Below are 16,598 nucleotides of genomic sequence, written 5' to 3'. Positions count from 1 at the left end.
ATCGTCCGCCCCTATGGTCGGGCCAAGGTCGCGGTGTCGTGTACCGTGCAATCGTCCAGCGGCAGCAGGGTATGCCGCCGAAAAGCGACGACGATCGCCTCTTCCTCCGGCGTCAGCGTCGTCGAGCGCGGCTCCTTCGGACCCATGGCGGCATCGGTCGTCGTCTCTCGATCACGCCACTTCTGGATCGTCGTCGGGCTGACGCCGTAGCGCTTGGCGGCCGCTCTCACGCTCTCTTGACGTAGCTGTATCGCGCGACGGACTGCCTCTGTCGTGCGGGCGCTGCCGTGAAGAATTTGGCCCATAGCGCATCCCTCGCAGCATGGTGGTCAATCGTACCACCACACCGCAGGATCAAACATTGCTTTCATTTCAAGGAACTGCAGCCCGGATCGGTCGATCCGGGCTGCAGTTCTTTTGCCTTGATCCAACGGTCGCCGGTCCGAAAACCGATGTCCGCACTTGAACCTAGAACGGGATATCGTCGTCCAGGTCGTCGTAGCGCTTCTGATTGCCGCCGCCACCGCCGGACGACGGGGCCGGGCGCCGCTCGCCGCCGGAGGACGAGCGCCCGCCGCCGGAGCTGCGGCCGCCGCCGCCACCGCCGTAATCGCCGCCGCGGCTGATCTGGCCGCCGCCCATGTCGTCGCCGCCCATCTCGGACATGCCGCCCTCGCCGCCGCCGCCGCGGCCGTCCAGGATCGTCAGCTCGCCGCGGAAGCGCTGCAGCACGATCTCGGTCGTGTACTTCTCGGCGCCGGACTGGTCCTGCCACTTGCGGGTCTGGAGCTGGCCCTCGACGTAGACCTTCGAACCCTTGCGCAGGTACTGCTCGGCGACGCGGGCCAGGTTCTCGTTGTAGATCACGACCGAGTGCCACTCGGTCTTCTCCTTGCGCTCGCCCGACGCCTTGTCCTTCCAGGACTCGGACGTGGCCAGGCGCAGGTTCACCACCGGGTCGCCGGACGCCAGCCGGCGGGTCTCGGGGTCGCGCCCGAGATTGCCCACCAGGATCACCTTGTTCACGCTGCCCGCCATCACGCTCTCCTCTCGTTCCATCTCACTCGGGCGCATGCCCGGCCGACGCCGCGGACCACCGCTTCGGTCTCGCGAGTTGGGCCGAACAGGCCGGGACCGGCAAGGGGAGCGGGCGCCTTGTGCCCGCTACACACACATCGTGCCCGCTGCCGGGGCCTGACCATGTTCTATATTTGTTCGAGGGGCGGAGCAAGCCGGGTGCGCGACGATCCATCCACAGCCGGCCCGGCCGTCGCGAGAGCCCCGGCGAGGCGGCCTCACAGCACGCCGTATACGTCGTAGACCGGTCCCTCCGGCCGCCTTTGCCCGACCCCCACGGCGAGGATCCGGGTGAGCCAGGCGAGGTCCGGCGCCCCGGTCTCGAAGCGCAGGGCCGTACGGAAGTAGTAGGCGTCCGGCGCCACCGCCTCGCCGCGGCCGAGGCGGGCCAGCACCTCCGGCGGGCCGGCGCGCAGGCCGGTATACTGGCACGAGACGAGGCTGCCGTCCGACGTCCGCACTGTCAGGCGCACGTCGAGATGGGTCGTGCCGTCGGGCTCGACCCTGAGCCAGTCGCCGGCGGGGGCGGGCAGCACCTCGCCGGCGAGGCGTGGCCCCGCGACCGTGCCGCCGGTGACCGGCACGATGCGCAGGTCGGTGCCGCGGGAGGGGCCGACGGCTTGCGGCGCTCCCACCGTCAGGCTCATGCGGAACAGGAACTCGGTGCCGAGCGGCAGCGGCGCGTCCATCGTGTCTCCCCCGAATCGCGTCTATCCGGCGATATCCTTCACGGCGCGGCGGGCGGCGTCGAGGTCCGGCGGGTCGATGCGGCGATAGCGGGCCTGGACGAGGCCGAACACCCCGAAGGCGGCGAGACCCGCGGCGGTGAGGCCGAGCAGGATCCAGCCGTAGGGCTCGCCGCGCAGGGTCTGCAGGGCGCCGCCGAGGCCCTTCACCTCGCTCGACCGGCTGGCGAGCGCCGCCGCGATCAGGAAGCCGCCGATCAGCCCGAAGGTCAGCGCCCGGGCGGCGTAGCCGAAGCGGCCGACGTGTCGCACCCAGTCGCGGGCGTCGTGGGGCACCGACAGGCGCTTGCACACGTCGCCCTTCCAGGCCTTCCACGCGAAGGCGAGACCGGCGCCGACGACGATCAGCCCGACCGTGCCGACGAGCCACTGGCCGAAGGGCTGCTGCAAGAGCCAGGCGGTCCAGTCGCGGGCGCCCTGGTCCTCGGCCCTGCGGGCAGTTCCGCGGCCGAGTGCCGCCATCATCATCGAGAAGCCGAGGCCGCCATAGGTGACGCCGCTGACGAGGTGGCCGGCCCGGGTCGCCAGCCCCTTGGCCGAGCGGCCGTAGCCGTCGGCATCGGTGAGCGCCTCCACCACCCGCCACAGCGCGAAGGCGGCGAGGCCGAAGGCCACGAGCCCGAGGAGCAACCAGCCGAAGGGCCGCTCGAGCAGGATCAGCAGGGCGCTGCGGCTGCCCCCGGTCTGGCCGCCGACGCCGATCGCCGCCAGGACGGCGAGGCCGCCGACGAGGCAGTAGGTGACGCCCCGCGCGCCGTAGCCGAGGCGGGCCAGCATTTCGAGCGCGTGCCGGCCGGCGGCTTGCATGATTGCCCGTCTCCGCTCAGGCCGCGAGGCCGGTCTCGACCCGGGAGACCGAGGCCTCGTCGAGGTCGAGGGCCTCGGCGAGCATCCGCAGGAAGGTGCGCTCCTGCATCGTGTCCGGATCGATGGCGAGGCGGGCGGCGGCGTAGACCCGGGCGCCTGTCTCGCGGTTCTGCACCCGGTCGGCGATCTCGTCGATCGTCGCCGGGTCCTCGAGCTCGCGGGCGAGCCACTGCCGGCCGGCGAGATCGAGACCGGATTCGGCGACCGCGGCGTCGAGGCGCTCGCGCTCGCGGGCGTCGATCATTCCGTCGGCGGCCGAGGCCGCCACCATGATGCGCAGGCACAGGGTCGCGTCGTCCTCGCTGAGCGCGGCGGCGTCGAACGGCGTGCCGGACGCTGCCGTGCCGGCCGGCCGCTCGCCGGCCGGCACCTCGCGCTGCGTCGCGCGCACCGCCAGTCCCGCGATCAGCGCCAGCCCGCCGAGGGCGGCGGAGGCCGCCAGCCCGCCGCGGCGGCTGCGCACCAGGGCGTCCAGCACCCGTTTCACCTCGGCCATCGCGCTCTCCCGTCCACGTTCGACACCCACTTTCCTTGCCGACAACGGTCTCGTGCGGCTCCGGTTCGCCAGGGAATGACGGGCCCGTTGCGCCATCGCGTCCGTTGCGACTCGGCGCGTGGGAGACCATCTTCTCGGTCATGCTTCTCGACCTGGCCTGGCTCGCGCGCACCGCCGTGCTCGCGCTCGTCCTCCTGTTCCTGCTGCCGCTCGCCGCCCACGCCTTGTGGTGGTGGAGCCGCGACGACCTCGCCCCGGACTGGGCCACGGCCGACTGGTCGAGCGCCCGGCTCCTGCCCGCCGCGGCCACGGCGCCGGAGGCGAAGGTCCGGATCTACGCCGCCCGGGTCGGGCGCTGGCGGGGCATCTTCGCCCACCATACCTGGATCGTCGTCAAGGAGGCCGGCGCCCCGCGCTACACCCGCTACGACGTGGTCGGCTGGGGCCTGCCGGTGCGCACCGACGCCTACGCGGCGGATGCGCGCTGGTTCGGCAACCCGCCGCAGGTCGTGCTCGCCCTCGACGGCGAGGCGGCGTCCCGCGTCGTGCCGCGGATCCGGGAGGCGGTGGCGGCCTATCCCCACCGGAAGGCGGGCAGCTACAGCGCCTGGCCGGGGCCGAACTCCAACACCTTCGTCGCCTACGTGCTGCGGGCGGTGCCGGACCTCGCCGTGGCCCTTCCGCCGACCGCCCTCGGCAAGGATTTCTCGGAGAACCTCGTCGACTGGACGCCGAGCCGCACCGGGGTGCAGCTCTCGGGCAGGGGCTATCTCGGCCTCACCCTCGGCTGGGTCGAGGGGATCGAGCTCAACATCCTCGGCGCGGTGGCGGGCCTCGACCTGCGCCGGCCGGCCCTGAAGCTGCCGGGCTGGGGCCGCATCGGCATGGACCCGGCGGGCGCGACCGAGACGCTGATCGCCCCGACGGCGCGGAGCTGAACCCTCCCATCCCCGGTGCGCCTGCCGTCCTTCATGCGGGGCAGGAGCCGGGCTCCACGGCGGCCCATGTTGCCCGTTCGCATCATTGCGCGAAGTTGCTGAAACTTGACCCGCAGGCCGTGAACCAAGTCACCAGCCGGTGCGTTGAGCCCAGTCCCGAGGCTCGCATCGCATCATGTCCAGCTCCCGTTTCGTCAAGGCCGACTCCGTGCCGCCCCCGTTCGCGGGCCCCTTCGCTCCGGTCCTGGCCGGCGTGTCGCGTGGGCTGCAGGACCTGTTTCCGCCGGTCGAGCCGTCGGGCGCGGCGCGGAATCCCACGGAGGCGGACGAGCGCGATGCCGTCGCCCCGGTGCTGCGCGCACGCCAGGCGCCGGAGCCGCGCCCGGTCTGACCTAGCCGCCGCTCTCCGCCACGGTCGTCTCGCGGAGGAGGAGACTGAACCCGAGATCGATCACCGCCGGGTCCGCCGCCACTCCGTCGAGGAGATCGAGCACGAGCGCGCCGGTCCGCCGGCCGATCTCCGCCGCGTCGACCGCGATGGTCGAGAGCCGTGGCACGCATTGCCGCCCGATCTCGAAATCGCCGAAGCCGAGGATCTGCACGTCCTCCGGTACCCGGATCCCGCGGCGCCGGCACTCCATCAGGGCGCCGAAGGCCGGAATGTCGGAGACGAGGAACACCGCCTCCGCCCCGCCGCGGGCGAGCAGCGCGGCCATCGCCTCGGCTCCCTGCGTGAAGGCGCCCGCCACCGACCCGTGATGCAGGATCGGCGCGTCGGCGAGCCCCGCCGCGGCGAGGCCGTCGCGGAACCCCCGCAGGCGCTCCTCGCCGCGGAAGTCGCGGGTCTCGCCGGTGCGCGCCGGCCCGAGCCCGGCGATGCGGACCGCGCCTTCCGTCCTGCGCGCCGCGCCGGTCCTGGCGACATTGCTCCTGGCGATATCGGTTCTGGCGACACGGGTCTTGGCGACGAGCGTCTCGGCCGCGAGCCGGCCCACCGCGTAGTTCGAGAATCCCACCGCCCGGTCGATCGGCGCCTCGGGCCGGTCCCAGATCTCCACCACCGGGACGCCGGCCCGGGCGAGGAGGTCGCGTGCGGCCGGCGAGCGGTGCATGCCCGACACCACGATCGCATCGGGGCGGCGCGACAGCATCGCGCGCAGGACAACCTCCTCCTCGGACACCGAGTAGCCGGTGACCCCGATGAGCGGCTGGTAGCCGCGCGGGCGCATCGCGGCGGTGAGGCCGGCGGCGGTGTCGGCGAAGTTAGGATTGATCAGGCTCGGGACGATCAGGGCGACGAAGCCGGTGCGGCGCGACGACAGGCTCCCCGCGCCGCGATCCGGCACGTAGCCGAGCTGGTCGACCGCCGCCAGCACCCGGCGCCGCGCCTCCTCCGAGACGAGCCCGGGATCGGCGAGGGTGCGCGAGACCGTCATCGGCGAGACCCCGGCGAGGCGCGACACGTCGCGCATCGTCGGCGCCCGTCGGGCGGGAGGCCGCGACCCGGCCATGGCCGGGTCCTAGAAGGCGAGGTGCACCTTGATCGCCCGGGCGCGGTCGGCGGCCAGCGCGAAGGCCTCGTCGGCGCGGGACATCGGCAACTCGGCCGACAGGATCGGCGCGACGTCGATCCGTCCGGCGGCGAGGAGCGCGACGGCGGTGCGGTACTCCTCGTGGAAGCGGAAGGCGCCGACGAAGTCGATCTCGCGGGCCATCAGGAGATTGACCGGCACGTCGCCCGGCGGCATCATGCCGAGCTGCACCACCCGGCCGCCGGGCCGCACCACCCGGAACAGGGAGGCGAGGGCCGCCGGCGCGCCGGTCGCCTCCAGCGCGACGTCGAAGGTGCCCTTGTCGGCCTCGTAGGCGGCCAGCCGCTCCGGCTCGGAGGCGACGTTGACGGTCTCGGCGGCGCCGATCTCGCGGGCGATGGCGAGCGGGGCGTCGGCGAGGTCGGTGCAGACGATGCGGCGTGCGCCCGCCAGCTTCGCGGCCATCAGGCAGAGGAGCCCGATCGGTCCGGCACCGGCGATCAGGACGTGGCGGCCGAGCAGCTCGCCGGCCCGGCGGATGCCGTGGAGCGCCACCGCCAGCGGCTCGCCGCAGGCCGCGACCCGCATCGGCATCGAATCGGGGATCGGCACGCACTGGTCGGCCCGGGCCAGGAAGGTCTCGCTGAAGCCGCCCTGGACGTGCGGGAAGATCGCCGCCGAGCCGAAGAAGCGCATGTTGCGGCACAGGTTCGAGCGGCCGGCGCGGCAATAGTCGCAGGACAGGCAGGGCCGGCTCGGATCGACGGCGACCCGGTCGCCGGGCCTGACGCTCGTCACGTCGCGGCCGACCCGGGTCACCGTGCCGGCGACCTCGTGGCCGAGCACCATCGGCTCGCGGAGCGAGAAGTCGCCGACCCGGCCCTTGCCGTAATACGACAGGTCCGAGCCGCAGATGCCGCCGGCGCCGAGCGCCACCACGACCTCGTCCGCCTCCGGCTCGCGCAAGGCGATCGCCTCGATCCGCAGGTCCTTGGCGGCGTGGATGCGTGCGGCGAGCGTCATGGGCCTCGTCTCCTCCGAAATCCGGTCCCCCGATAGCGCGACGGTCTCGGCGCCGGGATGCCGCTTGCTTTGGTATCGGTACCATGCTTCCTTCGCGGCACGAGCGCAACCGCCGGAGCGGCCCTGGAAGGCTGCCGGACCGGCGGCGCCGGAGACGAGGAACGCGCCTGTGTCGACTGCCTTGTTCGATCTGTCGGGCCGCCGTGCCCTCGTGACCGGGTCCAGCCAGGGCATCGGCCTGTCGCTGGCGCTCGGCCTCGGCCGCGCCGGGGCGGCGATCGTGCTGAACGGCCGCGACGGGGCCAAGCTCGACGCCGCGGTGGCGGGCCTGAGGGCCGAGGGTCTCACCGCCGAGGCCGCCGCCTTCGACGTGTCGGATGCGGGGGCCGTGCGGGCGGGCGTCGACCGGATCGAGGCCGAGATCGGCCCGCTCGACATCCTGGTCAACAATGCCGGCATCCAGCGCCGCGCGCCCCTCGAGGACTATCCGATCGAGACCTGGCACGAGCTGATGCGGGTCAACCTCGACAGCGTGTTCTACGTCGGCCAGGCGGTGGCCCGGCACATGATCGGGCGCCGGCGCGGCAAGATCATCAACATCGCCAGCCTGCAGAGCGAGGCGGCGCGCTACTCGATCGCCCCCTACACCGCCTCGAAGGGCGCTGTGAAGAACCTGACCAAGGGCATGTGCACCGACTGGGCCCGCCACGGCCTGCAGGTGAACGGCATCGGCCCGGGCTACTTCGCGACGCCGCTCAACCAGGCGCTGATCGACAATCCCGAGTTCGATGCCTGGCTCAGGAACCGCACCCCCGCCGGGCGCTGGGGCCGGGTCGAGGAATTGCAGGGCGCGGCGATCTTCCTCGCCTCGGCGGCGTCGGACTTCGTCAACGGGCAGATCCTGTACGTCGACGGCGGCGTGCTGGCGACGCTCTGACGAGGATCCGGCCGACCGCGTCCGGATCTCCGCCGCGACCGGCCCGCCTCAGTCCAGCGCGTCGAGCGACTGGGCCACGTCGGCGATCAGGTCCTCGATCGATTCGAGCCCGATCGACAGGCGCACCGTGTCCGGGCCGACCCGCGCGGCCTCCTTGTCGGCGGCGGGGAGCTGGCGGTGGGTCGTGGTCGCCGGGTGGATCGCCAGGGACTTGATCTCACCGATATTGACGAGGTGCGAGATCAGGTTGAGCCCGGTGATGAACTTCTGCGCCGCCGCCTCGCCGCCCTTGAACCCGACGGTGAAGATCGAGCCGGCGCCCTGCGGCACGTAGCGGTTCGCCATCGCTTCCCCGGGCTGGCCCGGCAGCGAGGGATAGCTCACCCAGGCCACCTTCGGGTGGTCCTTCAGGAAGGCCGCCACCGCCCGGGCGTTGGCGCAGTGGCGCTCCATGCGCAGCGGCAGGGTCTCGGTGCCGGTCAGCGTCAGGAAGGCGTTCATCGGCGACAGGCCGGGGCCGAGGTCGCGCAGGCCGAACAGCCGGCAGGCGACCGCGAAGGCGGTCTCGGGGAAGCGCTCGGAGACGACGAGGCCGTCATAGTCCGGCCAGGGCTCGTTGATGAGGTTGTAGCGACCGGACGCCTTCCAGTCGAAGCGGCCGCCGTCGCAGACGATGCCGCCGATCACCGTGCCGGAGCCCGACAGGAACTTCGAGGTCGAGTGGACGACGATGTCGGCGCCGTGCTCGATCGGCCGGATCAGGGCCGGGGAGGCGAGGGTGTTGTCGACGATGAGCGGCAGGCCGTGCCGGTGCGCCACCGCGGCGACGCCTTCGAGGTCGATCACCGTGCCGCACGGGTTGACGATCGACTCGCAGACGATCGCCCGGGTCTTCTCGGTGATCGCCTGCTCGAAATCCTCCGGCGTCAGGCCGCGGGTGAATTGCGGCACGAGATCGTAGCGGCCCTCGAGCCGGCGCATCAGGCCGAGCGAGCCGCCGAACAGCCGCGAGGAGGCGACGTAGGCATCGCCCGACTGCATCAGGGTCATCAGGACGAGCAGCATCGCCGACTGGCCGGAGGCCACCGCGATCGCCGCCTTGGCGCCCTCGAGCGCGGCGACCCGGCGCTCCAGGGCCGCCACCGTCGGGTTGGAGCCGCGGGAATACGAGAACCCGGTCGCCCGCATCGCGAAGATGTCGGCGGCCTGCTCGTTCGACTCGAACACGAAGCCGTTGGTGAAGTAGATCGGCTGCGCCCGGGCGCCGGTGGCCGGGTCCGGGGCGGTGCCGGCGTGGACGGCCCGGGTGGCGAAGTGGAGCTTGGTCGGATCGGTCATCGGGGCTTCGAGTCCGCAAAAGGCGTATCAGGCGGCGCGGCGCACGGTGTCGTGCAGGGTCCGCACCAGGGCGGAGGGCGCGTAGGGCTTGGGGATGAAGCGGGCGCCCGGCGGCATGTCGTGCGGGCCGGGGCTGCCCATGCCGGACACCACCAGCACCGGGATGCGCGGCCAGCGCCGCGAGACCAGGCGGGCCAGCGCGAAGCCGTTCATCGAGCCGAGCGGCATGTCGACGTCGGTCATCAGGAGCTCGACGTCGGGCCGGCTCTCCAGCACCTTCAGCGCCTGGTCGGCGTGCGGCGCCTCCAGCACGGTGAACCCGGCCTCGGCCAGGGTGTCGGCGGCCTCCATCAGCAAGAGGCCGTCATCTTCGACGAGGAGCACCACGGGGGCGGCGTCGCAGGCGGGGCTGTGCCCCTCCTCGTGCGCGTCGCGGGGCGTTCGATCCGGATCAGATGTCATCGCGGCCAATGCGGGCGGGGACGAAAGGTTGCTGCCTATGGGTCCGCATGCCGGGGGTCAAGCGTGGCAGGAGGCAGGGCCCGACCATGCGTCAGGTAGCCCCGGCCCGGGAACCATCCGCCGGGTCGGCGAACGCGGATCGTCACCCGCTCCCGTCCCGGTTGATCGCTTCGCGATCCCGTCCGGGGGACTGCTACGCGATCCCGTCCTGCATCGCGGCGAGCGGCGCCTCGAGCTCCATCACCGCGCCCTCGGGCGGGAACAGCAGGCTCACCCGGCCGCCGAAGCTGTGCACCAGGCTGCGCTCGATCAGCCGCGAGCCGAACCCCTCGCGGCGCGGCGGCGCGACGGGCGGGCCGCCGCTCTCCTGCCAGCGCAGGCGCAGCGACGCCCCGTCCGACAGCGCCCAGGTGACCGCCACCCGCCCCGCCGGGCTCGACAGGGCGCCGTACTTGCCCGCGTTGGTGGCGAGCTCGTGCAGCATCAGCGACAGGGTGAGGACCGCCCGCGGCCCGAGGCTGATCGCCGGGCCGGACGCGGCGAAGCGGCCGGCCACCGCGTCGAGATGCGGCGCCATCACGCCGTCGACCACCGCCGCGAGGTCGGCCGCCGCCCAGGCGCCGCGGATCAGCACGTCGTGCGCGTCCGAGAGCGCCATCAGGCGGCCGTTGAACGCCTCCATGGCCGCCTCGACCGAGACGGCGCTGCGCAGGGTCTGGGCGGCGACGGCCTGGACCAGCGCCAGGGTGTTCTTCACCCGGTGCGCCATCTCCTGCATCAGCAGCGCCTGCTGTTCCTCGGCCCGCTGCGCCTCGGTCACGTCGCGGGCGACCGCGAGCAGGCGTTCCGGGTGGCCGTCGGGGCCCTGGATGGCCGAGACCACCACGTCCCACCAGCGCGGGGCCACGCGGCTGCCGGAGGGGGCACGGAAGCGCCCGGTGCGGCCGGTCCGGGCGGCCGCGAGCGCCACCTCGGCGGCGACGCGGTCGCCGTCCCGCCAGGCCGCGGCCCAGTCCGTGCCGATCACCGCCTCGCCGGGCCGGAGGTCCGCCGCGCGGCCGGCCTCGCTCACCCACTGCACCGTCCCGTCGAGGGCGAGGACCTGGATGCTGTCGCGGCTCGCCGCCAGGAGGCGGGCGGTGAAGGCCTCGCTCGCCCGCAGCCGCGCGTTCAGCTCCTCGGCGGTGGCGAGCCGGGCTTCCCACTCGGCGGTGGAGCCGGGATAGCCAGGCTGCCGCTCCGTCCGGAGGCGGGCTTCGTGCAGCAGGCTGCGCAGCCGGGCGGTGTCCTCGTGGATGTCGCGCTGGCGTGCGGCCTCGTCGCGAGGGGCGCGTTCGGCGTCGGCATCGCGGGCGACCATCGCACCAGCCTCCAGTCCCGCCCAGGCGGTCCGCGTCCCGGCCGGAAGCGGCGCGCGCGAATTCAGGCGGCGCCGGATCCGGACGCGCACAGTAGATCACGGGACGAGGAGCTGCCGCAATGCTTGCAAGAATTTTTCCCTGGCCGCCCGCGCCTCAGCGGAAGGAGGATCGGTCTCGCGTGGATCTTTTGCCGCGGATCGGTCGCGAGGGGCGAGCCGGCCGCATCGCGGCCGGGCCCAAGTCTCCGGTCTCCGGCCTCAGGCGAGCGCCTGGTCGAGATCGGTGATCAGGTCGCGCGGGTCCTCGATGCCGATGGAGAGGCGCACCACCTCCGGGCCGGCGCCGGCCCGGGTCTTCTGCTCGTCGGTGAGCTGGCGGTGGGTGGTCGAGGCCGGGTGGATCACCAGCGAGCGGGTGTCGCCGATATTGGCGAGGTGCGAGAACAGCTTCAGGTTCGAGACCAGCGCCACGCCGGCCTCGTAGCCGCCCTTGAGGCCGAAGGTGAACACCGCGCCGGCGCCGTGCGGGCAGTACCGCTTGTGCAGCTGGTGGTAGCGGTCGCTCTCGAGGCCCGGATAGCTCACCCAGGCCACCGCCGGGTGGCGGCTCAGGTGCTCGGCCACGGTCCTCGCATTGTCGGAATGGCGCTGCATCCGCAGCGGCAGAGTCTCGATGCCGTTGATGATCAGGAAGGCGTTGAACGGCGACAGGGCCGGCCCGAGGTCGCGCAGGCCGAGCACCCGCACGGCGATGGCGAAGCCGAAATTCCCGAACGTCTCCGAGAGGACCATGCCGGCATATTCCGGCCGGGGCTGCGACAGCATCGGGTAGCGGGCGTCGCCCGCCCAGTTGAACGAGCCGCCGTCGACGATCAGGCCGCCGATCGAGTTGCCGTGGCCGCCGAGGAACTTGGTGGCCGAGTGGACCACGATGTCGGCGCCGTGCTCGAACGGCCGGATCAGGTACGGCGTCGCCATGGTGTTGTCGACGATGAGCGGGATGTTGTGGCGCTTGGCGACCTGGGCGATCGCCGCGATGTCGGTGATCACGCCGCCCGGATTGGCGATCGACTCGATGAAGATCGCCTTGGTGCGCGGCGTGATCGCCGCCTCGAACGAGGCCGGGTCGTCGGTATCGGCCCAGACGACGTTCCAGCCGAAGTTCTTGTAGGAGTGGTTGAACTGGTTGATCGAGCCGCCGTACAGCTTGTTGGCCGCGATGAACTCGTCGCCCGGCTGCATCAGGGCGTGCATCACCAGGAACTCGGCGGCGTGGCCGGAGGCGACCGCGACGGCGGCGGTGCCGCCCTCGAGCGCGGCGATGCGCTCCTCCAGCACCGCGTTGGTCGGGTTGGTGATGCGGCTGTAGATGTTGCCGAAGGCCTGCAGCCCGAACAGCGAGGCGGCGTGGTCGACGTCGTCGAACACGAACGAGGTCGTCTGGTAGATCGGCGTCGCCCGCGCGCCGGTGGCGGCGTCCGGGGCCGCGCCGGCATGGATCGCGAGGGTGTTGAAGCCGGGCTGGCGGTCGGTCATGGCGTCCTCGGGCGTCGGTCTTGTGGCGACGTGATTAGGACTCGCCGGGCCTGAGGGTCAAGCGCCGCCGCGCCCTCGCCGCGACAGTAAAACCCGACGTTTTGCTGCGAGGGAGAGCCTCTCGACCATCCGGGAGAAGCAACGTCCACAGATCGGGCCGCGAGGGAAAGATCCATCCGGCGAACCGGGATGCGGGCGATCCGATCTCGCCCGCCCCGCGCCCGCCTCAGCGATAATGCCGGTGCCGGCGGTGGTGGTAGTGCCGGCCGCGCAGGTTCGTGCGGTAGGCGCGCCGGCCCGGATCGATGCCGAGTACGCCGTTGACGCCGCCGACGGCCCCGCCGACCGCGCCGCCCACGATGCCGCCGACCGGACCGGCGACGCGGTTGCCCTCGCGGGCGCCGCGCTGCATCCCGCCGGGGATGCCCTGCGCCTCGGCGGCGCCGGCGAGCGCGACGGTCGAGAGGGCGAGGGCGGCAAGGAGCCTGAGCTTCATGTTCGTCACTCCGTGGCGGCCGGCAGGAGGCCGGCCCGTCGAGGCGATAACGGCCGGGCCGGGCGGAAGTGGCGGGGGGCCTGCGCGTTCCGCCGGCGTCGTTACCGAAACGTCACAGGCCTGAGGCTCCCCCTCAATGGTGCTGGTGGCCGCCCGCGGCCTCCGGCGCCGACGCCCCGATGGCGCCGACCTGGAAACGCACCGGCACCGTCCCGGCCCGTTCGAAGGTGAGGCTGCCGTCCAGGGTGTCGCCGGCCTTCACCGGGCCCTTGAGGTCGAGGAACATCAGGTGGTAGCCGCCCGGCTTCAGCACCACGGTCTCGCCGGGCTTGATGACGAGGCCGGCCTCCACCGGCGCCATCCGGGCCACGCCCTTGTCCATCGACATCTGGTGCACCTCGCCGCGGGCCGCCAGCGGGATCGAGGCCGAGACCAGCCGGTCGGGCTCGGTGCCGGTGTTGGTGACCTGCAGGTAGCCGCCCGCCACCTTGGCGCCGCCCGGCGTCGCGCGGATCCAGGGCTGCGCGATGGCGAGGTCGCCGGCCTTTACCGGGCCGGCGGCGGCGGGAGCGGGCATCGCGGCGGGAGCGGGCCCCCCGTCGGCCGCCGCCACGATGCGCACGCCCGGCGCCGGGGATGCCAGGTCGCGGGCCGACCGGCCGGCGGCGGGCACCTCGCGCCAGTCCGCGACGGCGCCGTCGCAGACCTGGCGCACCGGGAAGTAGACCGTGCCGCCCGGGGCGACCGCATCGGTGAGGCGGGCCTGGAACACGAACTCGTCGTATTGGTCGTCGGGCAGCGGACCGCCGGTCCAGGTGATCTCCTTCACGCCCTCGGCGATCGTGCCGTGGTGGGACGGGATGGGACGGGCATAGGCGCCCTTGACGGTCGAGAGCTGCCAGCCGGCCTTCGGCATCGGCTTGGCGTCGATCACGCCCTCGGGGATCGTGACGGTGAGGCCGGTGGTGGCGCGTCCCTCGCAGCCGTGGCCGATCTGGACCACGCCGCGATAGGTCTGGTTCGGGCTGGCCTGCGTGACGCCGAGGACCGCGTGGGCGAGGGCGGGGGCGGCAACGAGGGAAAGCGCGGCGGCGAGGCCGGCGCGGAGCGGGAACGTCATGGGATTCGGATCCGGAAGAAGCGTGACGGGGGAGGGCGGCGCGCCGCCCGGCTCGCGGGTCACGCGGCGGGGGGACCGCGGGCGGAGGCCGAGCCGGCGGCCGGACCCCGCGAGGCCGTGATCGCCGCGCCGCGCCAGGTCAGGCCGGTGGCGGCCCGAGGCGGAAAGGCCGGCCCGGCCGCCGGCACCGGCGGCGCGAAGGGATCGGCGCAGGCCATGGGGCAGCAGGCGTGAGCCTGGGCCGGGCCGTCGCGTCCCGCCGGTTCCCGGCGGCCCTCATGGTGGCCCTGGCACAGGAAGCCGGAGGCGGCCGCGACGGGAGCGGGGCTGAGGCCGACGAGGAAGACCTGGAGGAGCAGCCCGTAGAGCGACAGCACGGCGGCGAGGGCGCGCCAGCGCGCCATCCTCCCGCCCGATCGGTGCCCGAGATCGCTCATCCCGGCAGGCATAGCCGAGGCGGCGGGGTTGCGCCACGGCGCGCGGCGCGCGGGCCGCGCCGCGCACGTTGCACAATTACCGCAGTCCACAGCTCAGCTCGGCGCTTCACAGCCATGCCCGCCCGGCGCCACATTCTGGCCCGCTCCTCATAGTGTCTTAACCGCATCCCGGCACCGTCACGGGCCATAGAATGGGGCGCAACCCGGCCGCGAGGCCGTCTTGTTCGGAATCGTCGCCCCCGCAAGGTTCGAGAGCAGATTTCCCATGCTGACACGCGCTTCCCTCACCGGTTCGCTCGGCCTCGCTCTCCTGGCCGCCACCGCCTTCCCGGCCCTGGCCCAGGATCGGGGCGGCTCCCTCGCGCAGGCCGAGTGGGCGCAGAACTACGATTCCGCCGCGACGATGCGGGTGCAGCGCTCCAACACGCCGATCCTCTCGCCCCAGACCCTGGCGGCGACCGAGCAGATGGTCGAGCGCTACCGCGACATCGTGGCCCGCGGCGGCTGGCAGTCCGTGTCGGGCGCCGAGCGCCTGCGCGTCGGTTCGAAGAGCCCGGCGGTGACGGCGCTCCGCCAGCGCCTGATCGTCTCGGGCGACCTCGACCCGGCCGCCGGCTCCTCGCCGGTCTACGATTCCTACGTCGATGCCGGCGTGCGCCGCTTCCAGGCCCGCCACGGCCTGAACCAGACCGGCGCGATGAACGTCACCACCGTGCAGGCGATGAACGTGCCGGCCGACGTACGCCTGCGCCAGCTCGAGCTGAACGCGGTGCGCCTGCGCTCCTACTCGGGCAATCTCGGCGAGCGCTACGTCATCGTGAACATTCCGGCGGCCCTCGTCGAGACGGTCGACGGCGACCACGTCGCGACCCGCCACGCCGCCGGCGTCGGCAAGATCGACCGCCAGTCGCCGATCATGAACGCCAAGATCCAGGAGGTGAACTTCAACCCCTTCTGGACGGTGCCGGCCTCGATCATCAAGAAGGACCTGATCCCGAAGATGCAGAAGGATCCGTCCTACCTGACGGACAACAAGATTCGCATCTTCAACGGCGACCGCGAGATCCCGCCGTCCCAGGTCAACTGGCACTCGGACGAGGCGACCCGCTACCGCTTCCGCCAGGATCCGGGCGTCGACCTGAACTCGATGGGCTTCGTGCGGATCAACATCCCGAACCCGCACGGCGTGTACATGCACGACACGCCGGCCAAGGGCATCTTCGGCGACGATTTCCGCTTCGTCTCCTCGGGCTGCGTGCGCGTGCAGAACGTGCGCGAATACGTGTCCTGGATCCTGCAGGGCACCCCGAACGCCAACCCGGACACGATCGAGCAGATCATCCAGAGCGGCCAGCGCGTCGATGCCCGGCCGACGGCGCCGATCCCGGTCTACTGGACCTACATCACCGCTTGGTCCACCCCGGACGGCCTCGTGCAGTTCCGCGACGACATCTACAAGCGCGACGGTGCCGGCGCCCCGACCGCCTCGATGGCCGCCGCCGCCGCCGGCCCGCGCAACTTCAACCCCGACGCCGACGACGATCAGACCAACTGATCGCCGCGCATCGGTTCATCGTGACGACGGCCCGGGCGAGAGCCCGGGCCGTTTCGCGTTGTCGCAGGAGGACACCGCATGACCGACGATCCGAATTCCCGCCTCGACGCGCTCGAGACCCGCATCGCCCACCAGGACGCGACGATCGAGGACCTGAACCGCATCGTTACCGAGCAGTGGAGCGCGATCGACCTGCTGACGCGGCACCTCGCCGCCCTGCGCGAGCGGGTGCGCGAGATGGCCGAGCGCCCGGCCGAGGCCGGCGACGAGCCGCCGCCGCCGCATTACTGACCGGCGGTGCCGCGGGAGACGGAGAGGCCCCGAATTTTCCCCAACGGCGCCTTCAATTTTTTTGAGTTTCCATCGCTCCGTTTCAAATCCAATCTGCGCGCGGATCGGGTCCGACGGACCGGTCGCCGGCATCGATCGCGCCGATGCGAGGTCCGGGGCACGAAGCGCTGCGCGCGGCGGAAGGTCCGTGTGCCGCGGCCTTGGACTCTCGGTCGCCCGCGTGTAGAAGCCGGCCGATCCCAGCAACTTACTGTCCGCACCGGCGCTCCGTCCGGGCGGTCCCCGAGGAAACCCGAGGCCATCATGAGCGTGGGCACCGCCGCCACTTCCCGGTCCAACTCGTTCTTCTCCGCGTCGCTGGCCGATGCCGATCCCGAGATCGCCCGG

At 72.6% G+C, this 16,598-nt stretch carries 18 protein-coding genes and 1 pseudogene; 5 read left to right on the top strand and 14 right to left on the bottom strand.

Annotation, left to right across the window (positions count from 1 at the left end; genetic code table 11):
* Positions 1 to 62 precede the first annotated feature (62 nt).
* From A5481_RS30880 to A5481_RS30860, 5 genes and pseudogenes are all read right to left on the bottom strand, one after another.
* Positions 63 to 305: pseudogene (locus A5481_RS30880) on the bottom strand (helix-turn-helix domain-containing protein); the annotation flags it as partial.
* Positions 306 to 468: 163 nt separating this feature from the next.
* A complete protein-coding gene (gene ssb / locus A5481_RS30875) occupies positions 469 to 1,038 on the bottom strand; it encodes a single-stranded DNA-binding protein (RefSeq protein ID WP_048434313.1) in 570 nt (189 codons plus the stop codon).
* 257 nt (positions 1,039 to 1,295) lie between these two features.
* Positions 1,296 to 1,766: a DUF3237 domain-containing protein gene (locus A5481_RS30870; RefSeq protein WP_048434314.1), complete on the bottom strand. Its 471-nt coding sequence runs from the start codon at positions 1,764 to 1,766 to the stop codon at positions 1,296 to 1,298.
* 21 nt (positions 1,767 to 1,787) lie between these two features.
* The gene (locus A5481_RS30865; RefSeq protein WP_048434315.1) at positions 1,788 to 2,630 is read right to left on the bottom strand and encodes a DUF1206 domain-containing protein; all 843 of its coding nucleotides are present in this window, start codon (positions 2,628 to 2,630) and stop codon (positions 1,788 to 1,790) included.
* Positions 2,631 to 2,646: 16 nt separating this feature from the next.
* The gene (locus A5481_RS30860; RefSeq protein WP_048434316.1) at positions 2,647 to 3,186 is read right to left on the bottom strand and encodes a tellurite resistance TerB family protein; all 540 of its coding nucleotides are present in this window, start codon (positions 3,184 to 3,186) and stop codon (positions 2,647 to 2,649) included.
* A gap of 140 nt (positions 3,187 to 3,326) precedes the next feature.
* Between A5481_RS30860 and A5481_RS30855 the strand changes: the two genes are divergently transcribed.
* Both A5481_RS30855 and A5481_RS30850 read left to right on the top strand, forming a co-directional pair.
* Positions 3,327 to 4,124, top strand: coding sequence for a DUF3750 domain-containing protein (locus tag A5481_RS30855; RefSeq protein WP_048434317.1), 798 nt, complete (start codon positions 3,327 to 3,329; stop codon positions 4,122 to 4,124).
* 175 nt (positions 4,125 to 4,299) lie between these two features.
* Positions 4,300 to 4,515: a hypothetical protein gene (locus A5481_RS30850; RefSeq protein ID WP_048434318.1), complete on the top strand. Its 216-nt coding sequence runs from the start codon at positions 4,300 to 4,302 to the stop codon at positions 4,513 to 4,515.
* 1 nt (position 4,516) lies between these two features.
* On the opposite strand, the gene A5481_RS30845 is transcribed toward A5481_RS30850, so the two are convergent.
* Complete coding sequence (locus A5481_RS30845; protein WP_048434319.1) at positions 4,517 to 5,596, bottom strand: LacI family DNA-binding transcriptional regulator; 1,080 nt, start codon at positions 5,594 to 5,596, stop codon at positions 4,517 to 4,519.
* Between the two features lie 48 nt (positions 5,597 to 5,644).
* Positions 5,645 to 6,679, bottom strand: a complete 1,035-nt coding sequence (locus A5481_RS30840) for an L-idonate 5-dehydrogenase (protein ID WP_048434320.1) — start codon at positions 6,677 to 6,679, stop codon at positions 5,645 to 5,647.
* Between the two features lie 169 nt (positions 6,680 to 6,848).
* Between A5481_RS30840 and A5481_RS30835 the strand changes: the two genes are divergently transcribed.
* Entirely contained in the window at positions 6,849 to 7,616 is a 768-nt protein-coding gene (locus A5481_RS30835; RefSeq protein ID WP_048434321.1) for an SDR family oxidoreductase, read from the top strand.
* A gap of 48 nt (positions 7,617 to 7,664) precedes the next feature.
* Here the strand turns inward: A5481_RS30835 and A5481_RS30830 are convergent, their stop codons facing one another.
* The 7 genes from A5481_RS30830 to A5481_RS30800 form a co-directional block, all read right to left on the bottom strand.
* Complete coding sequence (locus A5481_RS30830; protein ID WP_048434322.1) at positions 7,665 to 8,954, bottom strand: O-acetylhomoserine aminocarboxypropyltransferase/cysteine synthase family protein; 1,290 nt, start codon at positions 8,952 to 8,954, stop codon at positions 7,665 to 7,667.
* A 27-nt stretch (positions 8,955 to 8,981) separates the two neighbouring features.
* Positions 8,982 to 9,416 carry a response regulator gene (locus A5481_RS30825; RefSeq protein ID WP_082173149.1) on the bottom strand — a complete coding sequence of 145 codons (435 nt, stop codon included), beginning with the start codon at positions 9,414 to 9,416 and terminating at the stop codon, positions 8,982 to 8,984.
* 193 nt (positions 9,417 to 9,609) lie between these two features.
* Positions 9,610 to 10,776: a sensor histidine kinase gene (locus tag A5481_RS30820; protein WP_048434324.1), complete on the bottom strand. Its 1,167-nt coding sequence runs from the start codon at positions 10,774 to 10,776 to the stop codon at positions 9,610 to 9,612.
* 258 nt (positions 10,777 to 11,034) lie between these two features.
* Entirely contained in the window at positions 11,035 to 12,312 is a 1,278-nt protein-coding gene (locus A5481_RS30815; protein ID WP_048434325.1) for an O-acetylhomoserine aminocarboxypropyltransferase, read from the bottom strand.
* Positions 12,313 to 12,538: 226 nt separating this feature from the next.
* The gene (locus tag A5481_RS30810) at positions 12,539 to 12,808 is read right to left on the bottom strand and encodes a hypothetical protein (RefSeq protein ID WP_048434326.1); all 270 of its coding nucleotides are present in this window, start codon (positions 12,806 to 12,808) and stop codon (positions 12,539 to 12,541) included.
* A gap of 133 nt (positions 12,809 to 12,941) precedes the next feature.
* Positions 12,942 to 13,928, bottom strand: coding sequence for a DUF1775 domain-containing protein (locus A5481_RS30805; protein WP_048434327.1), 987 nt, complete (start codon positions 13,926 to 13,928; stop codon positions 12,942 to 12,944).
* Between the two features lie 59 nt (positions 13,929 to 13,987).
* Complete coding sequence (locus tag A5481_RS30800) at positions 13,988 to 14,332, bottom strand: hypothetical protein (protein WP_053082384.1); 345 nt, start codon at positions 14,330 to 14,332, stop codon at positions 13,988 to 13,990.
* Positions 14,333 to 14,630: 298 nt separating this feature from the next.
* Here A5481_RS30800 and A5481_RS30795 point away from each other — a divergent pair, with 298 nt between their 5' ends.
* Positions 14,631 to 15,920, top strand: a complete 1,290-nt coding sequence (locus tag A5481_RS30795) for a L,D-transpeptidase family protein (RefSeq protein ID WP_048434329.1) — start codon at positions 14,631 to 14,633, stop codon at positions 15,918 to 15,920.
* Between the two features lie 78 nt (positions 15,921 to 15,998).
* On the top strand, positions 15,999 to 16,211 hold the full coding sequence (locus A5481_RS30790; protein ID WP_048434330.1) for a SlyX family protein: 213 nt from the start codon (positions 15,999 to 16,001) through the stop codon (positions 16,209 to 16,211).
* Positions 16,212 to 16,598 lie beyond the last annotated feature (387 nt).

The organism is Methylobacterium platani (genome assembly GCF_001653715.1).
Taxonomy (GTDB): domain Bacteria; phylum Pseudomonadota; class Alphaproteobacteria; order Rhizobiales; family Beijerinckiaceae; genus Methylobacterium; species Methylobacterium platani.
The sequence above is the reverse complement of the archived record's forward strand: the minus strand, read 5'-3'. Positions and strand labels throughout refer to the sequence as shown.

Excerpts from the sequence above, each read along its gene's own strand:
- ssb (WP_048434313.1), bottom strand. The coding sequence starts at position 1,038 with ATGGCGGGCAGCGTGAACAAGGTGATCCTGGTGGGCAATCTCGGGCGC.
- A5481_RS30845 (WP_048434319.1), bottom strand. The coding sequence starts at position 5,596 with ATGCGCGACGTGTCGCGCCTCGCCGGGGTCTCGCCGATGACGGTCTCG.
- A5481_RS30815 (WP_048434325.1), bottom strand. The coding sequence starts at position 12,312 with ATGACCGACCGCCAGCCCGGCTTCAACACCCTCGCGATCCATGCCGGC.
- A5481_RS30795 (WP_048434329.1), top strand. The coding sequence starts at position 14,631 with ATGCTGACACGCGCTTCCCTCACCGGTTCGCTCGGCCTCGCTCTCCTG.
- A5481_RS30870 (WP_048434314.1), bottom strand. The coding sequence starts at position 1,766 with ATGGACGCGCCGCTGCCGCTCGGCACCGAGTTCCTGTTCCGCATGAGC.
- A5481_RS30840 (WP_048434320.1), bottom strand. The coding sequence starts at position 6,679 with ATGACGCTCGCCGCACGCATCCACGCCGCCAAGGACCTGCGGATCGAG.
- A5481_RS30855 (WP_048434317.1), top strand. The coding sequence starts at position 3,327 with ATGCTTCTCGACCTGGCCTGGCTCGCGCGCACCGCCGTGCTCGCGCTC.
- A5481_RS30810 (WP_048434326.1), bottom strand. The coding sequence starts at position 12,808 with ATGAAGCTCAGGCTCCTTGCCGCCCTCGCCCTCTCGACCGTCGCGCTC.
- A5481_RS30790 (WP_048434330.1), top strand. The coding sequence starts at position 15,999 with ATGACCGACGATCCGAATTCCCGCCTCGACGCGCTCGAGACCCGCATC.
- A5481_RS30825 (WP_082173149.1), bottom strand. The coding sequence starts at position 9,416 with ATGACATCTGATCCGGATCGAACGCCCCGCGACGCGCACGAGGAGGGG.
- A5481_RS30805 (WP_048434327.1), bottom strand. The coding sequence starts at position 13,928 with ATGACGTTCCCGCTCCGCGCCGGCCTCGCCGCCGCGCTTTCCCTCGTT.
- A5481_RS30830 (WP_048434322.1), bottom strand. The coding sequence starts at position 8,954 with ATGACCGATCCGACCAAGCTCCACTTCGCCACCCGGGCCGTCCACGCC.
- A5481_RS30860 (WP_048434316.1), bottom strand. The coding sequence starts at position 3,186 with ATGGCCGAGGTGAAACGGGTGCTGGACGCCCTGGTGCGCAGCCGCCGC.
- A5481_RS30865 (WP_048434315.1), bottom strand. The coding sequence starts at position 2,630 with ATGCAAGCCGCCGGCCGGCACGCGCTCGAAATGCTGGCCCGCCTCGGC.
- A5481_RS30850 (WP_048434318.1), top strand. The coding sequence starts at position 4,300 with ATGTCCAGCTCCCGTTTCGTCAAGGCCGACTCCGTGCCGCCCCCGTTC.
- A5481_RS30800 (WP_053082384.1), bottom strand. The coding sequence starts at position 14,332 with ATGGCGCGCTGGCGCGCCCTCGCCGCCGTGCTGTCGCTCTACGGGCTG.
- A5481_RS30820 (WP_048434324.1), bottom strand. The coding sequence starts at position 10,776 with ATGGTCGCCCGCGATGCCGACGCCGAACGCGCCCCTCGCGACGAGGCC.